Source organism: Rhodococcus sp. IEGM 1330, from assembly GCF_033142445.1.
In the GTDB taxonomy this organism is placed as follows: domain Bacteria; phylum Actinomycetota; class Actinomycetes; order Mycobacteriales; family Mycobacteriaceae; genus Rhodococcoides.
This window is the reverse complement of sequence record NZ_JAWLSB010000001.1, coordinates 880,628-901,398: the sequence shown is the minus strand read 5'-3', so window position 1 is coordinate 901,398 and position 20,771 is coordinate 880,628. Positions and strand designations below refer to the sequence as shown.

Here is a 20,771-nt window from a genome sequence, read left to right as displayed (position 1 = left end):
TCAGGAGACCTTCGTAACCGTCAGAACTCGTCCGACGCGGGCTGCTCGTCCGGGTCGCCGCCCTTGATCGACCACAGCAGACCGTCGAGCTCGTCCGGTTTGACGAGCACCTCGCGGGCCTTCGATCCCTCGCTCGGGCCGACGACTCCGCGGTTCTCCATCAGGTCCATCAATCGCCCGGCCTTGGCGAAGCCGACTCGAAGCTTGCGTTGCAGCATCGACGTCGAACCGAACTGACTCGTCACGACCAGCTCGACCGCTTGCAACAGCACGTCGAGGTCGTCGCCGATGTCGGGGTCGACATCCTTCTTGTCCGAGACCTTCGCTGCGGTGACGGTGTCGTTGTACTCGGGCTCGGCCTGGGTCTTGGCGAAGTCGACGACGGCGGCGATTTCCTCATCGGTGATGAACGCACCCTGCAGACGCGTCGGCTTACCTGCACCCATCGGTAGGAACAGTGCATCGCCCATGCCGATCAGCTTCTCCGCGCCCGGCTGGTCCAGAATGACGCGGGAGTCGGTCAGTGACGAGGTTGCGAAGGCCAGTCGCGACGGCACGTTCGTCTTGATCAGTCCGGTGACCACGTCGACCGAGGGACGCTGGGTGGCGAGCACCAGGTGGATTCCGGCTGCACGTGCCTTCTGCGTGATCCGCACGATCGCTTCCTCGACGTCGCGGGGAGCGGTCATCATGAGATCGGCCAGCTCGTCGACGATCGCGAGGATGTACGGGTAGGGCCGATACACGCGTTCGCTGCCCAGAGGTGCGGTGATCTCGCCGGAACGCACCTTCTTGTTGAAGTCGTCGATGTGGCGGACCTTGTTGATCTGCATGTCCTGGTAGCGCTGCTCCATCTCCTCGACGAGCCAGGCCAGCGCCGCGGCAGCCTTCTTGGGCTGCGTGATGATGGGGGTGATGAGGTGCGGAATGCCCTCGTAGGGCGTCAGCTCCACCATCTTCGGGTCGATCAGGATCATCCGAACCTCGTCCGGCGTCGCCCGTGCGAGCAGCGAGACGAGCATCGAGTTCACGAAGCTCGACTTACCGGAACCGGTGGATCCGGCCACCAGCAAGTGGGGCATCTTCGCGAGGTTGGCACTGACGAAGTCGCCCTCGATGTCCTTACCCAGTCCGATCACCAACGGGTGGTGATCCTTTCGCGTCGACGGCGCAGTCAGCACGTCGGCCAATCGGACCATCTCGCGGTCGGAGTTGGGGACCTCGATACCGACCGCGGACTTACCCGGGATCGGCGCGAGCAGGCGCACGTTGTCGGTGGCGACGGCATAGGCGATGTTGCGTGCGAGTGCGGTGATCTTCTCGACCTTGACGCCGGGGCCGAGCTCCACCTCGTAGCGGGTGACCGTGGGCCCGCGAGTGAAACCTGTGACCGCAGCATCGATCTTGAACTGTTCGAGCACCTCGGAGATGGCCTCGATCATGGCGTCGTTGGCCTGGCTGCGGGTCTTGGGCGGATCCCCGTCGATCAGTAGCGACAACGACGGAAGCGTGTAATCCCCGTCGACGACGCGATCGACGACGATCTTGTCGTCCTCGGCTGCCTTCTTCGGTTCGGCCGCCTTGACGATGAGCTTGGGCTTCGGCCGCGGGGGCGCGACCGGCTCGGGGGCAGCGGCGGCAGGCGCGATGACCTCGGTGGCGGCCTCGGGTGGCGGGGTCTTGCGCGCGCGTGGCGGCTTGGCGACCGGGATGTATTCCTCGGTCGGGTAGTTGTCGTACGGGTCCGCGCCGCCGTGGACGGGGTAGCCGTCGGCGTCGAAGTTGCTGTCGTAGTCGCCGTAGCCCTCGTCACCGAACTCGGAGCCGAAGTCGGCCGGGTCGTACTCGTCGTATTCGTCGCCGCGACTGTCGGTGCCGAACAGGGCACGCATCCGATCAGGTACGTCGCGCACGGTGGTACCGGTGAGCAGCAGTACGCCGAACAGACCCGCGAGCAGCAGCAACGGCACGGCCAGCCACACGGTGAGGCCGTCGGCGATGGGCCCGCCCGCTACGTATCCGACGAAGCCTGCGCCCTCGGATCGGCCGGCGGCGTCGGTCGGTGAGCCGGCGGCCATGTGCCACAGTCCGAGGATAGGCAGGCCGAGCAGAATCGAGCCCAGGACCAGTCGCGGCCGTACCTCAGGATGCGGTTCGGAGCGCATCAGAACCACGGCGATTGCGACACCGAGCACGGGCGCGACGTAACCGGCTTCGCCGATCACGGCGCGGATGCCCACCTCGATCCATTCGCCGACCGGTCCTCCGGCGCTCAACCACACACTCGCGGCGACAACCACACTGACGGCGATCAGTCCGAGGGCGATCCCGTCCCGGCGGTGGCCGTGCTCGATGTCGGCGGCCTTGCTCACCGTCCGGGTCGTGGCGCCGACTCCGCGTGCCGCCATCGACCAGGTGGACGCAATGCCCCGCCCGACTGCGTCGAGGGCACCGCGCGACTTCTTCTTCGCCGCAGGCCGCCGAGCCGTCGACGCGCCCCTGCCGGGGGCCTTGCCTCGCGAGGATGCGTTCGCGCGCGAGGTCGCCGGGTTGCGGGGCGCGGTGGGCTTCTTGGGCGTGGTGACGGTGCGCGCGGTACGGCCGCCACCGGATTTACGGGCGGTGCCGGACGCGCGCGAGGAGCCGGATCCGCTGGACCCGGCCCTGGCGGTGGAGGTGCTGGTCTTTCCTGCCATGCCCCCAGGCTAGTCGCAACAGCCCCGTCGAAACCATCCGCAACACCAGTAACAGCGGACGTGAATGTGTCAGAAGCTCAGATCGAGCGCCTTCACGGCCGCGACGTCGTCTGCCGAACCCTCGTACAGCACCTCGATCTGGTCACGTCCGAACGCGTAGAGAAGCAGTTCCGACGGCTCCCCCACCACGGTCACCCCGGGGCCCGACCCGCCCTTGAACGTGGCCCGTCGGCCATCGGGCGTGCGCACGTGGACCGGCACGGGTGAGGAGCGGTGTCCGCCCTTACCCACCAGACGAACCTGCGGCCAGAGCCGGGTCTCCACCGCGGTGGGCAACACGCGCCGAGTCCAACTCTCGCCTGCACGGCGCAGATCCTCGTGATGAACGAACATCTCACCGAGATTGATCAACGGATCCAGCAGTGCGAACGGCGACCAGATGGGCGGCCCCGTTCGTACGTCCTCCACCACGGTCGCGAACGGCTTGTTCGCCACGGATCGCTGGACCCGCTCCGTGTACCCCGCGAGCGGAGAAAGAAATATGCCCGGCGAGGCGTCCAGGCGTCGCTCTCGGACGACGAGATGCGCCGCCAGATCGGCCGCTGTCCACTCACCGCACAGCGTCGGCGCATCGGGACCCACGTCGAGAAGGGTCTGGACCAGTTGAGAACGTTCATCCTGGGCAAGGCTCACACAGCCCACGGTACGTCCCGAGCGAACCGACGGCATCCCGCCGGCCCCACACTCCCCGATGTTCGATGCAGCCGAGGCGTCGGTAGCCTCCCCACAGTGCCGGTATCGGAAATTCTCGTCATCCTGCTCGCCGGTCTCGGAGCCGGAGCCATCAACGCCGTCGTCGGTTCCGGGACGCTGATCACGTTTCCGACGTTGGTCGCATTCGGCTATCCCCCGGTGGTCGCCACCATGTCCAATGCTGTGGGACTGGTCGCGGGAAGCGTCTCGGGCACGTGGGGTTATCGCCGAGAGCTGCGCGGACAGTGGCATCGACTGCGGTGGCAGTTGCCCGCCTCGTTCTTCGGAGCGCTCGGCGGGGCCTGGCTGCTGCTGCATCTACCCGAAACGGTGTTCGCCGCAGTGGTTCCGGTGTTGCTCATCGGCGCGCTGATTCTCGTTGTCGCACAACCGAGAATCCAGGCCTGGGCCAAGCGGCGATCGGAAGCCGCGGGCAAGGCCGCGAATCACATCAGCCGTACCCGGATGGCATTGGTCACCGGAGGCACTCTGCTGGTCGGCATCTACGGCGGCTATTTCACTGCCGCACAAGGCATTCTGCTCATCGGAGTCATGGGGGCACTGCTCCCCGAAACCATGCAGCGGATGAACGCGGCCAAGAATCTGTTGTCACTGGTCGTCAATGTCGTTGCTGCGGTGACGTACACGATCTTTCGATTCGACGACATCAGCTGGCAGGCCGCCGGACTGATCGCGGTCGGCTCCCTGATCGGTGGGGCCGTCGGAGCACGCTACGGCCGCCGGCTCTCGCCGGCGGCCCTGCGTGGTGCCATCGTCGTTCTCGGTCTGATCGGACTCTGGCGACTGCTCGTCTAGACGATCGCGTCCAGTTCGGCTGCGGGCGCGCCTAGTTCGACTGCGGTTGCGGCTTCACCGCGATGATGGTCGGAACGATCATCGGCTTGCGGCGATACTTGTCCGCCACCCACCGACCGACGACACGGCGCACGGCCTGCGCGATGCGGTGCGTATCGGACACGCCGTCGGACGCCAGACGCTGCAACTCCGACTCGACGAGTTGACCGGCTTCCTTGAGTGCGGCCGGATCGTCGGAGAATCCGCGACCGGACACCTCGGGTGCGGTCACCGCACGTCCGGTGGCCGAATCGACGGCGACGCTGATCGCGATGAATCCGCCTTCGCCCAGTACGAGTCGATCGGACAGCGTCGAATCGCCGACGTCACCGACCGAGAGGCCGTCGACGTAGACATGCCCCACGGGCACCTGTCCGACGATCTCGGCGAGACCGTCGACCATGTCGACCACCACGCCGTCCTCGGCCAGCACCACACGGTCCTCGGGGACACCCGTCGCCTTGGCCAGAGCGGCGTTGGCACGCAGATGACGCCACTCGCCGTGCACCGGCATGGCATTGGTGGGCCGTACCGCGTTGTAGAGGTACAGCAGCTCACCCGCCGAGGCGTGGCCCGAGACGTGAACCTTCGCATTCTGCTGCGTCACGACGGTGGCTCCACGCTTGGCGAGGCCGTTGACCACAGCGAACACCGAGTTCTCGTTGCCGGGGATGAGCGAGGACGCCAGCACCACGAGATCGTTCGCCTTGACGTTGATCTGGCGGTGCTCGCCGCGAGCCATCCGGGACAGCGCCGACAACGGCTCGCCCTGCGAACCGGTGGAGATGAGTACCAACCGGTCGTCGGGAAGCGTTGCAGCAGTGTCGACATTGACCTCGAGACCGTCGGGCACACGCAGGTAGCCGAGGTCCTGAGCGATCTGCATGTTGCGGACCATCGACCGGCCGACGAATGCCACGCGACGGTTGTACCGCTCGGCGACGTCGATGACCTGCTGGATGCGGTGCACGTGACTGGCGAACGACGCGACGATGACGCGCTGCTTCGCCTTACCGATGACGGTGTCGAGCACGCCGCCGATCTCACGTTCCGGGGTGACGAATCCGGGCACCTCGGCATTGGTGGAGTCGACCAGAAAGAGGTCGACGCCCTCGTCGCCGAGCCGCGAGAAGCCGGCCAGGTCGGTCAGGCGACCGTCGAGCGGCAGCTGATCGAGCTTGATGTCACCCGTGTGCAGCACCAGACCGGCATCGGTCCTGATGGCAATGGCAAGCGCATCGGGAATCGAGTGGTTCACCGCGAAGTACTCGCAGTCGAACGGGCCGTGCTGCGTGTGCTGGCCTTCGATGACCTCGACGAGGTTCGGACGCAACCGATGCTCACGGCACTTGGCCGCGACGAGCGCGAGGGTGAACTTGGATCCGACGACGGGCAGGTCAGGGCGCAGACGAAGCAGGAACGGGACAGCTCCGATGTGGTCCTCGTGACCGTGCGTCAGGACCACTGCCTCGACGTCGGCCATGCGGTTCTCGATGTGCCGGAAGTCGGGCAAGATCAGGTCGACACCCGGCTGCTGATCCTCGGGAAAGAGCACGCCGCAGTCGATGATCAGCATCTTGCCCTGGTGCTCGAACACCGTCATGTTGCGACCGATTTCGCCGATACCACCGAGTGCGACCACTCGCAGGCCTTTGAACGGGGCCTTCGGCGGTGTGCCGAGGCGCTCCGTCGGGTCGAATTCACGACGCTTGTCGGGACGCTGAGTGCGCGCCGAGTTCTGCACCACCGGCTTGCCCTGCCGGGCTCCTGCCGGTTGGCCCTGCTTCGGGGCCGGACGCTCGGAGGGAGGTCCGGCGTTTCGGGTTGCGCGTCCGCGCGATCTGTTCGGTCGTGTCATACAAGAACTCCTGCCGCCCGCAGCTCTGCTGCAAGCAATTCGATGTGGTCGATGCTCGGTGGCACCTGGGGAAGTCGTGGTTCGCCGACATCGATTCCGATGAGGCGAAGGCCTGCTTTCGATGCGCTGACGCCGCCGAGGCGCGCGACCGAACGAATGACCGGGATGAGGCTGACGTTGATCGCCTGTGCACGCGCGATGTCGCCCATCATGAACGCGGTGTGCAGCTCACGGAGACGAGCCGGAACGAGGTGGCCGATGACGCTGACGAAGCCGGTTGCACCGACCGAGAGCCAGGGCAGGTTCAGCGGGTCGTCGCCGGAGTAGAACTGCAATCCGGTCGACGCGATCAGTTCGGCACCGGCGTTCAGATCGCCCTTGGCGTCCTTGACCGCGAGGATCCGTGGATGCTCGGCGAGCCGACGCAATGTCTCGGTCTCGATCGGAACGACCGACCGCGGCGGAATGTCGTAGAGCATCACGGGCAGGTCGGTGGCGTTCGCGACCGCGGTGAAGTGCGCGTACAAACCGGCCTGCGGTGGCCGGGAGTAGTACGGGGTGACGACCAGGAGACCGTGCGCGCCTGCGCGGGCGGCGTCACGAGCGAGTTCGACGCTGTGCGCGGTGTCGTTGCTGCCGGCCCCGGCGATGATACGAGCTCGATGACCGACCGCGGCGATCACCGCGCGGAGCAGTTCGAGCTTCTCGTTCTCGGTGGTGGTCGGCGATTCGCCCGTCGTGCCGGCCAGAACCAATCCGTCGTTGCCCTGCTCGACAAGATGATGTGCCAGCCGAACGCCCGCATCGATATCCAACTTACCGTCCGCTGTGAACGGGGTCACCATGGCGGTGAGCACCGTACCGAACACTGGCGCAACGGAAGGAGCGGCGTCACCGTAGGTCATGGCAGCAGATTACCCGGTGCTTTACCCACTCTCGCGCAGCGGGACTCCCCGCCGACACCGTCCACGCATACCCGGTCTCCGCCGCAACCGAACCTCGTCGTCAGACCTCGGTCACGAACGGGCTGCGGGCCACTTCCGTGCCGTCCGGCAGCGTCGAGATCTCGAAGTCGCCGAACACGTCCGGAGCCACTCCCACGAGCTTACGCAGACATTCGACGGCAACACGGCGTATTTCCACGTCCGCATGCTCCGAGGCACGCATGGACACGAAATGCCGCCATGCACGGTAGTTTCCGCTCACCACCACCCGCGTCTCGGTCGCATTCGGCAACACCGACCGAGCCGCCTGCCGCGCCTGTTTGCCCCGCAGGGCAGCGTTGGTGACCGATTCGAGCTTTCCCTCGAGTGCACCGAGCAATTCGGTGTAGGCCGCCCGGCTCGCCTCGGTCGCCGACGCGAACAGCGCCTCGAGCTCGGGATCGCCTTCGACAGCCGGCGGAAGAACCACGTTGGCGTCGTGCTCGGGAACGAATCGCTGCGAGAGCTGCGAGTAGGAGAAGTGCCGGTGCCGAATCAGCTCGTGCGTGCACGATCGCGAGATTCCGGTGATGTAGAAACTCACGCTCGCGTGTTCGAGGACCGAGAGGTGTCCGACGTCGAGCAGATGACGCAGATACGACGCATTGGTCGCGGTCCGTGGATTGGGCTTGGACCAGCTCTGATAGCAGGCACGACCGGCGAACTCGACCAACGCCTGCCCGCCGTCCGCGTCGGTTTCCCAGGGAATGCCGACGGGCGGAACGAACTCGGTGCGGGCGACCAGTTGCACTCTCAGCGCAACCGTCCGCGGCACAGCTCTACCTTCGTTTTCTGCTGACACCGCACAACCCTAAACGCGGTACCGATGCCCGGCGAACGATGACGTCACAGTGCTGCCACATGACGCCACCAGGGCTGCTTGACCGACGTCACCAATGACGTCACACTGGCGTCATGGAACTGGACAAGTACACCGCGTCGCTACGCACGGATCTACTCGCGGCGGCCGCTCTGGGAGACGAGCACACCCGCCGGACGGCCGAAGCACTCGGCAAGACTGCGGAGGCGTCGGCCAGATTGATGCTGCTCACGGCGCTGTCGGACTTCGCAGCAGAGGTATCGAACGACCTGGACGGTCATACGGTCACCGTTCGTCTCGACGGTACGCAGGCGCACGCCGATGTTCGACGCGACAGCCCGGTGCCCGGTCTGCACGACGACGATCCGGCGGAGCCCGTCACCGAGGACTACCCGACCATGGACGATGTGTCCGGTGAGGTCAGACGGGTGACGCTGCGACTGGTCGAGCAGATCAAGGAACGTGCCGAGGACGCCGCGAACAACAGCGGAGTGTCGCTCAATTCGTGGTTGTCGCAAGCAGTTCAGGGCGCACTGCGCGATCAGATGCGCAAGGATCGCGGCTGGAACAACTGATCGGCCTACTTCTTCTCGCGCCACTCCCGCTCGAACGGCAACCGCCATGCGTGTGGGGCGATGAGTTGATGGATTGCGTTGGGACCCCATGACCCCGGTGCGTACAGCCGGACCGGAGGCGGGTCGGCGAGCAGCGGCTCGGACACCTGCCACAGTCGCTCGATGCCCTCGGCCGTGGTGAACAGCGTGTGGTCGCCGTACATGGCGTCGAGGATCAGCCGTTCGTACGCTTCCAGGACGTCGCCGACCCGCTCGGTTTCCTGGATGGCGAACTGCATGCTGAGTTTGTCCAGGCGCATACCGGGTCCGGGACGCTTGCCGTAGAACGACAGTGACACCTTCGAGGCATCCGCAAGGTCGAAGGTCAGGTGGTCGGGACCTTGCGCACCCACGCCCGAGCCGGCCGGGAACATGCTCTTCGGTGGTTCCCTGAAGGCGATCGAAATGATGCGCTGCCCCTCGGCGAGGCGTTTTCCACTGCGTAGGTAGAAGGGCACTCCGGCCCAGCGCCAGTTGTCGATCTCGCACTTGAGCGCGACGAAGGTGTCGGTGTCGGAATCGGCAGCCACCCCCTCCTCCGAGCGATAGCCCGTGTACTGCCCTCGCACAACGTTTTTCGGATCCAGGGGCATCATGGATCGAAAGACCTTGTTCTTCTCCTCGCTGATGGCGCGGGGTTCGAGCGCCGTCGGCGGTTCCATCGCCATGAATGCCAGCACCTGGAACAGGTGGGTGACCACCATGTCCTTGTACGCACCGGTGGATTCGTAGAATCCGGCTCGTCCGTCAAGGGCGAGCTTCTCCGGGATGTCGATCTGGACGTGATCGATGAAGTTTCGATTCCAGATCGGCTCGAACAACCCGTTGGCGAAGCGGAAGGCCAGGATGTTCTGCGCGGGTTCCTTGCCGAGAAAGTGATCGATCCGGAAGATCTGATCCTCGTCGAACGTTTCGTGAACCCGAGCGTTCAGCGCGATCGCGCTCTCGAGGTCGGTGCCGAACGGCTTCTCCATGATGATCCGGGAGCGCTTCACCAGATCTGCCGATGCGAGCGTATCCACCACTGCGAGAGCAGCTCTCGGCGGAACGGACAGGTAGTGCAGCCGTTTGGCGCTGCCTCCGAGTTCGATCTCGGCCTCGGCCACGGCCTCCCCCAGCGCCGCCGGTCCTGCCTTCTGCGACACGTAGGTCAGTCGCGAGGCGAAATGACTCCATTGCTCGTCGCCGACTTTGCGACTCGAGTAGGTGTTGATCGATTCGCGAGCGAGAGCGCGGAATTCGTCGGTCGACATCTCTTCGAGTGAGGTGCCGACGACGCGGATGTTCGGCGCGAGATCCGACAGCGCCAGATGCATCATCCCGGACAGCAGTTTTCGTTTGGCCAGGTCTCCTGTCGCCCCGAACAGGACGACGACCTGGGGTGGGAGTTCCGTGGCGGTGTCCGTCCGGCGTGAAGTCACGGTTCGAATAGTGGCACCGATCCTGCCCGAGTGCACTTCGGCAGGATTCGACCCGGCCGACAGGAGTCGACTCACCGACAGAATCAACGCAATGCGGCGACGAGGTCTCCCCGGTCCCCCACCACCACGCGTTCGAGTTCGAGCCAGTCCGCCATCTCCCGCAGTACCTCTCGTAGTCGAGGCGCGATGTCACCGGCGTTGCGGTCGCCTTCGACGTAGGCCGCGATCACGTGCAGTTCGGACTGCGCTCGCACTGCCTTGAGATCGAGTCGGGCCACCAGATGCCCGTCGAGCAGAAAGGGAAAGACGTAGTAGCCGTGAATTCGCTTGTGCTGCGGGGTGTAGATCTCGATGCGGTAGTGGAAGTCGAAGATTCGCTGCACCCGCGGACGATAGAAGATCATCGGATCGAACGGACAGAGCAGTGCGGCAGCGGTGGTCGTTCGCGGTGTTCTGGCCTCGCGGTGCAGGTATGCCGGTGCGTTCCAGCCTCGGACGGTCACCTGTTCGACCGAGCCGTCCTCGACCAGTTCGCCGATCGCTGCCTTGGCCTGCTTCTGCGAGAGTCGGTAGTAGTCTCTCAGATCCGGCTCGGTAGCGACTCCCAGTGCCCGAGAGGACTTTTCGACCAGTGCACGTATCGCGTCCGGTTCTTCGACGCGCCTGTGCAGAACGTCCTCCGGGATCACCCGTTCGCTGAGCTCGTACCGGCGTACGAATCCCGTCCGTGCCGGCACGGTCACCACGCCTGCCGCGAACAGCTGTTCGCAGACGACCTTGACATCGCTGCGATCCCACCACGGCCCCTTGCGACCGGGTGTGTCCACCTCGAGGTGCTTCTCGATCTCGCCCGCGCTGGCCGCACCGTTGTCGCCGATCACCGCGAGAACGTCGTCGACGAGCGTCGGTTCGCGATCGAGAATGTGGGCAGCTCCGCCCCACCGCCCGTGTCGATACAGCTCCATCCGCCACCGCATCAGCGACCAGTCCTCCACGGGCAGTAGTGCGGCCTCGTGAGCCCAGTACTCGACCAATCGACGAGGCCGACGCGCAGTGTCGGTCCATGCGGCGTCGTCGACGATCGTGCGGTCGTAGCCACCGACGCGGCTGAACACCGGTGCGTAGTGCGCGCGCACCACCACCGACACCGAATCGATCTGCAGCAACCCGGTGGTGTCGATGGCTGCGTGAACCGCGGCCTTGCTCGCCGGCCGAGTACGCGACCGCCTCGATGCCAGCCCTTGGGCGGCCAGGGCGGTGCGACGAGCGGCGGCGGCACTCATCTCCTGCATCGGATCAGCCTGTCACGGCCCACCGACACATCGACTCAGGTGCTGAACAGGTTCGCCGCCTTGAGGATCAATTCGTACAGTCCGTAGGCGAACGGCACGGCAACCCACGCCCATGCGACTGCCATCGTGACCTGCTTCTGTCCGCCGCTCATGCCTTCACTCCTGTAGGGGCTGCAGAACCCGCGTGATCGGATTCGTGGTACTTCGAGGCGACCGGCTTGATCGCTTCGTTCGCGAGGAAGCCGACCACCAGAAGTCCGATCATCACGTAGAACGCCGGCAGGTATCGGCCGGTGGTTCCGGGCTCTCCGGCGTCGGCGATGGCGTTGACGATCAGCGGCCCCAGGACGCCGGCCACCGACCACGCGGTGAGGAGTCGTCCGTGGATCGCGCCCACCTGATACGTACCGAAGAGGTCCTTGAGATAGGCCGGAACCGTCGCGAAACCCGCACCGTAGAACGAGAGAATCAGCAAGGCCGAGACCATGAACAGGATCTTGTTGGTGTTCGTGAACAAGGCGATGTAGAGGTACAGCAGTGCGCCGACACCGAGGTACATCCGGTAGATGTTCTTGCGCCCCACCACATCGGATACCGAAGACCAGACGAACCGTCCGATCATGTTGGTCAGGGAGAGGAACGCGACGAAGCCTGCGGCCGCAGCGGCGAGGGATTCGGGCGAGGTGGCGTCGGGAAAGAAGTCCTGATAGATGCCCGATCCGCGTTCGAGAATGCCGATTCCGGCAGTGACGTTGAAGCACAACACGACCCACAGCAGCCAGAACTGCGGAGTCTTCACTGCGTTCGCGGCCGAGACGTTGTGCGTCGAGATCATCGACGACGACGCGGGCGGGGTCCATCCGGCCGGCGTCCATCCCTCGGCGGGCACTCTGATCAGAACGACTCCCAGCGCCATGAACACCGCGTATCCGACGCCCAGCGTGAGGAACGTCTTGGCGATGGACCCGTCGGTGAAACCGCCGAAGTTCACCATGAGCTGACTGGTGAGCGGAGACGCGATCAGTGCGCCGCCGCCGAATCCCATGATGGCGATACCGGTGGCCATGCCCGGCCGATCGGGGAACCATTTCATCAAGGTCGAGACAGGTGAGATGTAGCCGATGCCGAGTCCGATACCGCCGACGAATCCGTAACCGAAGATCACCAGCCAGAACTGTCCCAGGGCCATGCCGAGTGCGGAAATCAGCAGTCCCGATACGAAGAACACCAGCGAGACCGCCATGGCCCACCGTGGGCCGTTCTTCTCGACGCGGGTCCCGAAGATCGCCGCGGACAGGCCGAGCATCACGATGGCGAGCTGGAACGGAATGGCGGTGACGGTGCCGCTGAGCCCGAGTGCGTCGGGCTGCGAGATGGCGTTCTTGAACACGCTCCACGCGTAGGCGGACCCGATCGCGAGGTGAATCGACAGCGCAGCCGGGGGTATCAACCAGCGGCTCCACTCGGGTGTCGCGACGATGGCGGAGCGATCGAGAATGCGGAGGGTCATCGAAATCCCTTGATATAGAATGTGGTACAAAATTGCACTATCCCCTGCAGTCAAACACGGCCACCGCTCTGCTCGCTCACAACCTGGAATACTTTCTTCACCGAACTCACTTTCCTGACCCGCGTATCCTCGAGGCAGTGGATATCGAGCGGTGGCGCAGCAGATTGCCGGTGAGACGAGCCTCCGACGGCGAGGTGATCGGGTGGACCGTCGCCCACGACACGAGTGCACAGGACGAATACGACGACGGCTATGTGGTCGACGCCGTCAATCCCGCCGGAATCACCGTTGCGCAGGGCGTTCCGATCGAGACCGCGATCGCCCACCTCGAGGATCGCGGTCTGGCATCGCTGTCGGCTCCACACTGGACGAAGGCTCCCTTGCCACTGGAATCGGAGACCGATCTGTCTGCACCGCAGGACGATTGGCCGTGGCGGCGGGTGCTGATGACGCAACTCGACGACAACCGAGTGTGGATTCGGCCCGCGTATCCGAGTTGGCCGGAGCGCCTCCTCGAGATTGCACTACCGATCCCGGCCGATGACATCCTTCGTCGGGACTCCCCCGAGAATTCCGACTGAGTCAGTAGCGTCCCAGGACGGACCTCATGGTGTCGGCAAGCTGGGTCAGCCCGGGTTCCTCGACGGGCAGGTGACCGCACCCGTCGAGCATCACGATCTCGGTGTCGGCCCGAATGCGTTCCAGGAAGCGGATACTGACCTCCGGTGGCGTCCACCGGTCGTCGGCGGGGTGGGTCAGGAGTACCGGCGGACCGTCGTAATTCTCGGGTCGGGTGTGCGAGTAGCCGAAGAAGCTCGCGAGGAAGCCGATCGGAACACGCACCCCGCCGCCTCGGGGGTCACGTGCGCACAGACCGGACAGCTCCGCGTTCAGGCTCATGTTCGCCATGTCGGCCATCCACCTGACCGGAATACGTACTCGGCCTGCGACAGCCGCCGGCATCCGAAGCAGCAGTGGAGCCGGCCCGCCGAGTACGTCGAACCGTGCCGCTGCACGGCGAGCGCTCGGATCGGACGGATCGAGTAGACAGGTCGTGATCACCCTGTCCACCAGCCCCGTTCGGTGCGCGACTTCGTACGCGAGCATGCCTCCCATGCTCGCGCCCAACAGTACGAGAGGACGACCGTCGCGGGACTTCTCGGCGACCACGAGCTCGCACAGCAGGTCGATCCAGTCGCGGTAGCGAACGGACGCGGGGTCCGAGACGACGGTGTCTCCGTAGAGGGGAAGGTCGGGGCACATCACCTCGACGCCCTCTCGGGCGGCGATGGCGGCATACGGCCACAGCAGACCGGAGTAGCCCCCGGCACCGTGCAAGGCCATGACGCGGACCCTGGACTCGGGCCGCGCAGCGCGGGCGATGTGAACGCGCTGCTCGCCCCACATCCAGTACGTCGACTCGGGCCTCTCCCCTGCTACCGGCCGATACTGCTCGGGCAGGAACCGGGCATAGCGGTCTACGTCCATCGACACACGCTAGCCGTCAGATCGACAGTCCCGCCGCGACGGTTCCACCGAGTTCGTAGCAGCGTTCACGTGCGGGCTTGCCGCTCTCGGCAATGTGCACGGTCCCGAAGACTTTCTCCAGGCCCCACCCCGACGCGATCTTCTCGATCGCCCGTCCGGCACCCACGGTGTCGTCGTTGCCGTGAACCCAAGCGGCGTAGGGCTTTCCGGCCACGGCACCGAGGCACGGGTAGTAGACGGTGTCGAAGAAGTGTTTCAGCGCCCCGCTCATGTAGCCGAAGTTCGCCGGCGTGCCGAACAGGAAGCCGTCGGCACCGAGGACATCCGGGACCGTCGCCCCGAGAGCAGGCACACTCCGCACGTCCACACCAGTGATCTCGGGGTCGTGTGCGCCATCGAGAACTGCCTCGAGCAGCTCACGAGTGAGCGGGCTCGGGGTGTGATGAACGACCAGCAGGGTGCGGGGCATCGACGGTCAGTTCTCGTTCCGTTCGAGTGCCACGGCACGCTTCATCGTCTCGCGGGCCCGCCCACGGTCACCGGCGTAATCGTAGGCACGAGCCAGACGGTAGGAGTTGCGCCAGTTGTCCGGATCCTTCTCCCACTCGGTCTTGACCTGTTGGAACAACTCGTCTGCGGCATCACGTTCGATCCGTCCCGACGGCCTGCGCGGAAAATCCGCGACATCGAGTTCGAGGCCCTCCTCGTGAATGCGCGAGGCCAGCCTCTGGTGATCGAAGCCGGCTTTGAGGGTCGCCCACACGATCCACAACCCGAGTATCGGCAGCAGCAGGACCCCGATCCCCAGCGCAATGCTTGCCACGCCACCGTTCTGGATCAGCGTCACACCGCGCTGGCCGAGCAGAAAGAAGTAGAAGCCGAGGACCAGCACCATCACCGTGATGATGGCGAGGACCTTTGTCGTTTTGTTCACGGTCGATCAGCTCACAGATCCAGCAGCGGATCGAGGCCGACGGTCAACCCCGGTCGTCCGGCGATCTCGCGGACTCCGAGAAGCACTCCGGGCGCGAAGGACGTTCGATCGAGCGAGTCGTGCCGAATGCTCAGCGTCTCCCCCTGCGTGCCGAGCAGAACCTCTTGATGCGCAACGAGTCCCGCGAGCCGGATCGAGTGCACGCGCACTCCGTCCACGTCGGCACCACGAGCGCCGTCCAGTTCGGTCGTCGTCGCATCGGGGCTCGGCGGAGTGCCTGCGGCGGCGCGTGCCTCGGCGATCAGCGCGGCAGTGCGATACGCCGTGCCCGACGGCGCGTCGGCCTTGTTGGGGTGGTGCAGTTCGATCACCTCGACGGAGTCGAAGAACCGGGCCGCCTGCTGGGCGAATCGCATCGACAGCACCGCGCCGATGGCGAAGTTCGGCGCGATCAGTACACCCGTCTGCGGCGATCCCGCCAGCCACTCGCGAACCTGCTCGAGCCGCCGGTCGTCGAATCCGGTGGTGCCGACCACTGCATGGATGCCCTGCTCGATCAGGAACTGCAGGTTGTCCATCACCACGTCGGGATGGGTGAAATCCACGACCACCTGGGCATTCGCATCGACGAAGTTCGCCAGCGGATCGCCCTGGTCGACGGTCGCCACGAGCTCGAGATCGTCGGCTGCCTCGACGGCGGCACAGATGGCCTGACCGACCTTGCCGCGTGACCCCAGTACCCCTACTCGAACAGGTGCCGTTGCACTCACGTCGTACCCACACTCGTTTCGTCGTCGTCTTGTCGGTTGTACCGACCTCAGAGCCTACTTCTCCACGGTCCGCCCCGGCCGCTACGGTCGTCCGGTGACCTCCAGCGTCCTGTTCGCCGACCGAGTCGATCTCGTCCGCGGCGGCCGATACCTGCTCAGCGATGCAACGATGCGGGTCGAGGAGGGTGAACACTGGGTGTTGCTCGGTGCCAACGGCGCAGGCAAATCCACCCTGCTCAGCTTGCTCGGCGCACTCGTTCATCCCACGCACGGTTCCGTGCACGTTCTGGGTCATCGCCTCGGCCGGGTGGACATGCGCGAATTGCGGACGCACATCGGCCACGTCGATCCCCGCCTGAAGGTCGAGGCTCCGCTGACGTTGCTCCAGGTCGTATTGACCGGACTGACCAACACCCCCGATTTGATCCCGAGATGGTCGGCCACCGACAGCGAGACCGCCCGGGCTCACCGGCTCGTCGAGTCCCTCGGTGTCGCCCATCGACTCGACGCGTCGTGGCACACACTCTCGCAGGGCGAGCGAGGCCGAGCACTCATCGCCCGCGCTCTACTTCCCGACCCGGCGCTGCTGTTGCTGGACGAGCCTGCCACCGGGCTCGATCTCGCTGCCCGCGAACAACTTCTGAGTGCACTCGACTCGCTGCGCGCCGGACACCCGACCTTGGCCAGCATTCTGGTGACTCATCACCTCGAGGAAATCCCGACCTCGACCACCCACGCCCTGCTCATCCGCGACGGAAAAGTGCAGACGCAGGGAGCCGTGGACGCAGTGCTGACCACCGACAACATCAGTGAGTGTTTCGACCATCCCATCGAGATCTCGAAGCAACGCGGCCGGTGGGTCGCCACGGCGTCCCACCGCTGATGCTCAGTCGAAGACGATGACCTGACGGATCGCGTTGCCGTCGGCCAATTCGTCCATGCCGCGGTTGATCTCGTCCAACGTTATTCTCGACGAGATCAGCTTCTCGACGGGAAGCCGCCCCTCACGCCACATCTGGGCGTAGGTCGGGATGTCGCGTGCCGGCACAGCGGAGCCCAGGTAGCTGCCGATGATCGTGCGCGCCTCCGCCACCAGGCCAAGCGGCGAGATGGACGAGCGGGCGTCGGGTGCGGGGAGACCGACGGTGATGGTCTTGCCGCCGGGAGCCGTTGCAGCGACGGCAGTTTCGAAGGCTCGGGCGTTGCCAGCGGCCTCGATGACGATATCGGCTTTGATGCCCTTCTCGGCGAGCTCGGCCGGCGAATATACCTGCGTTGCGCCCAGATCGGTTGCGGTGGAAAGCTTGTCCGGAACCCCGTCGACTCCGATCACCTCACCGGCACCCACCGAGACGGCCGTCAGAACAGCGGCCATGCCGACTCCGCCGAGACCCACCACCATCACCGACTGCCCAGGTTTCGGCGTACCGGCGTTGAGCACCGCGCCGCCACCGGTCAGTACCGCACACCCGAGGACTGCTGCGATATCGGCCGGGATGTCGTCCTCGACCGGAACCACGGACTTTCGGCTCACCACAGCATGTGTGGCGAATCCGGAGACTCCGAGGTGATGCTTGACCTCCTCCCCGTCACGGTGCAACTTGATGCCGCCGCCGAGCAGTGTCCCGGCATTGTTCGACGCACTGCCGGTGACGCAGGGCATCTGGCCGTCGGTGGCGCACCCGGCGCACTCACCGCATCGTGGCAGGAATGTCATGACGACGCGGGTGCCGACCGTGATGTCGTCGACACCGGTGCCGACTTCCTCGACGCGTCCTGCAGCTTCGTGGCCGAGCAGCATCGGAACCGGTCGAACACGATTGCCGTCGACCACCGACAGATCAGAGTGACACAGCCCCGCCGCTTCGATTCTGATGAGCAGTTCGCCCTCACCCGGCGAGCCGAGTTCGAGGTCGGAGATCGTGATGGGATGTGAGTCCGCGAAGGGACGAGATCGGCCGATTTCTTCGAGTACTGCGCCGCGAATCTTCATCCCGCCAGACTATGCGGCTCCGCCGCATGTGCGTGGAACTTCGTAGTGGGCTACGAAGTTCCACGCACATGGGCCGCAGGCCCTCAGAGCGGCAGACGCGGCCTGAGCAGGTGCGCAACCAACGCAGTCCACCCGGTTTGATGCGTTGCCCCGAGTCCCTCGCCGGTGTCTCCGTCGAAGTATTCGTTGAAACTGGGATGCTCGCTCCACAGTGGGTCGAGGCTGGATTCGATGCGCTGTCCGTCCGCAGGCCTGCGGCCGTCGACCGGCCGGAACAGTCCGGCGAGACCGTTGTCGATCAGATCGGCGGCGTCGGTGAGGGTCCGATGGTTGCCCGAGCCGGTGGGGATCTCGATGGTGAACGAGTCGCCGTAGTATCGGCCGTACGCACGCAGCTTGTCGGCCAGCAATACGTTCACCGGGAACCACACCGGTCCGCGCCAGTTGGAGTTGCCGCCGAACATTCCGGTACGCGACTCGCCCGGCTCGTATTCGATGGACAGGCTACGGCCGTCCACGTCGAACGTGACCGGTTCGCGGTACGAGGCCGAGAGCGATCGAATCCCGAAGTGCGACAGAAACTCCTCGGAGTCGAACATGCGGGCCAGGATGCGCTTGAGCCGCTCGGGCTGCACGAGCGTCAGCAGCATGCGCACCTCGCCGCCCTCACGCCGAGCCAGCAGCGGGCTGACCATCTCCGGTCGTCGACGCTGAATCCAGCGCAGGCGGGCGGTGAGGTCCGGGCATTCCTCCTCGACCCAGGGCGGGATCTCGGTCGCGCCGAGAATCGGGAGTAGGCCCACCATCGACCGCACCCGCATCGGTACCGCATCCCCCTCGGGCTGGACGAGCACGTCGTAGAAGAAGCCGTCCTCCTCGTGCCACAGCGAAATGTGTCGAGAACCGAACGAATTGACCGCCTTCGCGATCGAGAGGAAGTGCGAGAAGAACTTGGTCGCGACGTCGTCCCAGGCGCTGTCGTGCCGCGCGAGTTCCAGTGCGATCTTGAACATCTGCTGGCAGTAGAACGCCATCCAACTCGTCGCGTCGGACTGCTCGAGCCGGAAGCCGGGAGGCAGCGGTGCAGATCGGTTGAACAAGCCGATGTTGTCCATGCCGAGGAATCCACCCTCGAAGATGTTCGAGCCCTCGGAGTCCTTGCGGTTGACCCACCAGGCGAAGTTGAGCAGCAGCTTGGTGAACACCCGCACCAGGAATTCGCGATCCCGGTAGCCGTCGATGCGATAGACGTGCCACGCCGCCCACGCGTGCACGGGTGGGTTGACGTCCCCGAACTCCCACTCGTAGGCGGGCAGTTGGCCGTTGGGGTGCATGGCCCATTCCCGGCACATGAGTACCAACTGTTCCTTGGCGAAATCGGCGTCCACGTGCGCCAACGGAATCGCGTGAAAGGCCAAGTCCCAGGCGGCGAACCACGGGTACTCCCACTCGTCGGGCATCGAGATCACATCGGCCAACGCCAGGTGGCGCCAGTGCGCATTGCGCCCACCCGGGTCCTGCCTCGAGTCCGGCGCCGGCGCTCCGACCTTGTCGCCCTCGATCCACTCCTCGACGTCGTATCGATAGAGCTGCTTGGTCCACAGCAAGCCGGCGTAGGCGCGCCGCGCCACGTGCCGGTCGACGTCGGTGAGGTCGGCACCGATCACGGCGCCGTAGAACTCGTCGGCCTCGGCCCGGCGATCGACGTTGACGGCATCGAATCCGGCCCCGAACGTCTGCTCGTCCGGCCGGTTGGGCGACAACCGCAGTTGGACCGATTCCGTTGCACCGGGGGCGATGTCGTCGAAGCGGTACCAGAACGCAGCCTTCGTGCCGGTCTGCTCGGGGTTGACCGCGTCGAGATCCCCGTCGACGACCCGGCGGCCGATGCCGTCCTTGGGGTAGGCCGAGATGTTCTCCTGCCCCCACAGGGCTTCGGCATTGGTTTCGTTGTCGCAGAACAGAACTGCCGGCGTTCCTTCGGCACTGAGGTAGTAGCGACCGAGAAAACCGTGGTCGACGGCGATGGCTTCGAGTCCACCTGCCATGAGGTCCGGCGGGCTCAGCTGCGCCAGTGTTCCGCCCCGCTCGTCGCGTCCCCAGGACCAGGTGTTGCGCAGCCACAAGTGCGGCAGAAGGTCGACCGACGCCGCCTCGGGGCCGTGGTTGGTGATGGAGATGGTGATGCAGATGTCGTCGGGTGAGGCCTTGGCGTACGTGACCTGGACGTCGAAGAATCTGTTCTCGTCGAGGATGCCGGTGTCGGCCAGCTCGTACTCGCGGTCGTCACGCCCGCGTCGAGCATTTTCTTCCCGCAGGTGGGCGTAGGGATACTCCGCGTGCGGATAGCGGTAGAGCCATTGCATCCAGCTGTGCGTCGGCGTCCCGTCGACGGCCCAGAAGTACTCCTTGACGTCCTCGCCATGATTGCCCTCTTCGTTGGCGAGACCGAACAACCGTTCCTTGAGGATCGGATCCTTTCGATTCCACAGTGCGAACGAGAAGTTCAGGAACCCGAAGCGATCGCAGATTCCGCCGATACCGTCCTCGCCCCAGCGGTATGCCCGTTTGTGCGCTTGATCGAACGGGAACGATGCCCAGGCATTGCCGTCCTCGGAGTAGTCCTCGCGCACTGTGCCCCACTGGCGTCCCGCCAGGTATGGGCCCCACTGACGCCACGGGCCGCTGACCCCGGGCGATTCTGCCAACCGATTGTGTTCGACGGTGGACGGGGTGGGAACGGTCACGGGATTGGTGGTCACGGCACACAGTCTGGTCGTTCGC

The 20,771-nt window shown here is 65.2% G+C and carries 18 protein-coding genes; 4 read left to right on the top strand and 14 right to left on the bottom strand.

The genetic code is table 11. The annotated features are described in order from the left end of the window. Positions 1-20: 20 nt before the first annotated feature. Entirely contained in the window at positions 21-2,696 is a 2,676-nt protein-coding gene (locus tag R4P57_RS04145) for a DNA translocase FtsK (protein ID WP_317801556.1), read from the bottom strand. Positions 2,697-2,765: 69 nt separating this feature from the next. After that, positions 2,766-3,389 (bottom strand): TIGR03085 family metal-binding protein, encoded by a 624-nt coding sequence (locus R4P57_RS04140; RefSeq protein ID WP_317801555.1) that lies wholly within the window; start codon positions 3,387-3,389, stop codon positions 2,766-2,768. 96 nt (positions 3,390-3,485) lie between these two features. Here R4P57_RS04140 and R4P57_RS04135 point away from each other — a divergent pair, with 96 nt between their 5' ends. Further along, a complete protein-coding gene (locus R4P57_RS04135) occupies positions 3,486-4,265 on the top strand; it encodes a sulfite exporter TauE/SafE family protein (protein ID WP_037189530.1) in 780 nt (259 codons plus the stop codon). A gap of 31 nt (positions 4,266-4,296) precedes the next feature. Here R4P57_RS04135 and R4P57_RS04130 read toward each other — a convergent pair whose 3' ends face one another. From R4P57_RS04130 to thyX, 3 genes are all read right to left on the bottom strand, one after another. Beyond that, positions 4,297-6,162 (bottom strand): ribonuclease J, encoded by a 1,866-nt coding sequence (locus R4P57_RS04130; RefSeq protein WP_317801554.1) that lies wholly within the window; start codon positions 6,160-6,162, stop codon positions 4,297-4,299. Then, positions 6,159-7,067 (bottom strand): 4-hydroxy-tetrahydrodipicolinate synthase, encoded by a 909-nt coding sequence (gene dapA / locus R4P57_RS04125; RefSeq protein WP_032377140.1) that lies wholly within the window; start codon positions 7,065-7,067, stop codon positions 6,159-6,161. Before dapA ends, R4P57_RS04130 begins: the two co-directional genes overlap by 4 nt. Positions 7,068-7,167: 100 nt before the next feature. Next, positions 7,168-7,920, bottom strand: coding sequence for an FAD-dependent thymidylate synthase (gene thyX, locus R4P57_RS04120; protein ID WP_317801710.1), 753 nt, complete (start codon positions 7,918-7,920; stop codon positions 7,168-7,170). A gap of 140 nt (positions 7,921-8,060) precedes the next feature. On the opposite strand from thyX, the gene R4P57_RS04115 reads away from it, so the two are divergent. Continuing rightward, complete coding sequence (locus R4P57_RS04115; RefSeq protein WP_317801553.1) at positions 8,061-8,540, top strand: hypothetical protein; 480 nt, start codon at positions 8,061-8,063, stop codon at positions 8,538-8,540. Between the two features lie 5 nt (positions 8,541-8,545). Here the strand turns inward: R4P57_RS04115 and zwf are convergent, their stop codons facing one another. From zwf to R4P57_RS04100, 3 genes are all read right to left on the bottom strand, one after another. Next, complete coding sequence (zwf, locus tag R4P57_RS04110) at positions 8,546-10,000, bottom strand: glucose-6-phosphate dehydrogenase (protein ID WP_317801552.1); 1,455 nt, start codon at positions 9,998-10,000, stop codon at positions 8,546-8,548. 83 nt (positions 10,001-10,083) lie between these two features. Further along, entirely contained in the window at positions 10,084-11,292 is a 1,209-nt protein-coding gene (locus tag R4P57_RS04105; RefSeq protein ID WP_317801551.1) for a winged helix-turn-helix domain-containing protein, read from the bottom strand. Positions 11,293-11,440: 148 nt separating this feature from the next. Further along, positions 11,441-12,802: an OFA family MFS transporter gene (locus tag R4P57_RS04100; RefSeq protein WP_317801550.1), complete on the bottom strand. Its 1,362-nt coding sequence runs from the start codon at positions 12,800-12,802 to the stop codon at positions 11,441-11,443. 137 nt (positions 12,803-12,939) lie between these two features. On the opposite strand from R4P57_RS04100, the gene R4P57_RS04095 reads away from it, so the two are divergent. Then, positions 12,940-13,383 carry a hypothetical protein gene (locus R4P57_RS04095; RefSeq protein ID WP_317801549.1) on the top strand — a complete coding sequence of 148 codons (444 nt, stop codon included), beginning with the start codon at positions 12,940-12,942 and terminating at the stop codon, positions 13,381-13,383. 1 nt (position 13,384) lies between these two features. Here R4P57_RS04095 and R4P57_RS04090 read toward each other — a convergent pair whose 3' ends face one another. Genes R4P57_RS04090 through dapB form a run of 4 tightly spaced genes read right to left on the bottom strand, consistent with a single transcriptional unit; the run spans position 13,385 to position 15,994 of the window. Beyond that, complete coding sequence (locus tag R4P57_RS04090; RefSeq protein WP_317801548.1) at positions 13,385-14,290, bottom strand: alpha/beta hydrolase; 906 nt, start codon at positions 14,288-14,290, stop codon at positions 13,385-13,387. A 16-nt stretch (positions 14,291-14,306) separates the two neighbouring features. Beyond that, positions 14,307-14,759 carry a flavodoxin family protein gene (locus R4P57_RS04085; RefSeq protein ID WP_121870072.1) on the bottom strand — a complete coding sequence of 151 codons (453 nt, stop codon included), beginning with the start codon at positions 14,757-14,759 and terminating at the stop codon, positions 14,307-14,309. A 6-nt stretch (positions 14,760-14,765) separates the two neighbouring features. After that, positions 14,766-15,185 (bottom strand): hypothetical protein, encoded by a 420-nt coding sequence (locus R4P57_RS04080; protein ID WP_317801709.1) that lies wholly within the window; start codon positions 15,183-15,185, stop codon positions 14,766-14,768. 50 nt (positions 15,186-15,235) lie between these two features. Continuing rightward, a complete protein-coding gene (gene dapB / locus R4P57_RS04075; RefSeq protein ID WP_317801547.1) occupies positions 15,236-15,994 on the bottom strand; it encodes a 4-hydroxy-tetrahydrodipicolinate reductase in 759 nt (252 codons plus the stop codon). 94 nt (positions 15,995-16,088) lie between these two features. Between dapB and R4P57_RS04070 the strand changes: the two genes are divergently transcribed. Continuing rightward, entirely contained in the window at positions 16,089-16,877 is a 789-nt protein-coding gene (locus R4P57_RS04070) for an ABC transporter ATP-binding protein (RefSeq protein ID WP_317801546.1), read from the top strand. A gap of 3 nt (positions 16,878-16,880) precedes the next feature. Here R4P57_RS04070 and R4P57_RS04065 read toward each other — a convergent pair whose 3' ends face one another. Together R4P57_RS04065 and R4P57_RS04060 are read right to left on the bottom strand one after the other, a co-directional pair. Further along, the gene (locus R4P57_RS04065; RefSeq protein WP_317801545.1) at positions 16,881-17,987 is read right to left on the bottom strand and encodes an alcohol dehydrogenase catalytic domain-containing protein; all 1,107 of its coding nucleotides are present in this window, start codon (positions 17,985-17,987) and stop codon (positions 16,881-16,883) included. An 83-nt stretch (positions 17,988-18,070) separates the two neighbouring features. Then, positions 18,071-20,749: an MGH1-like glycoside hydrolase domain-containing protein gene (locus R4P57_RS04060; RefSeq protein ID WP_317801544.1), complete on the bottom strand. Its 2,679-nt coding sequence runs from the start codon at positions 20,747-20,749 to the stop codon at positions 18,071-18,073. Positions 20,750-20,771: the final 22 nt, after the last annotated feature.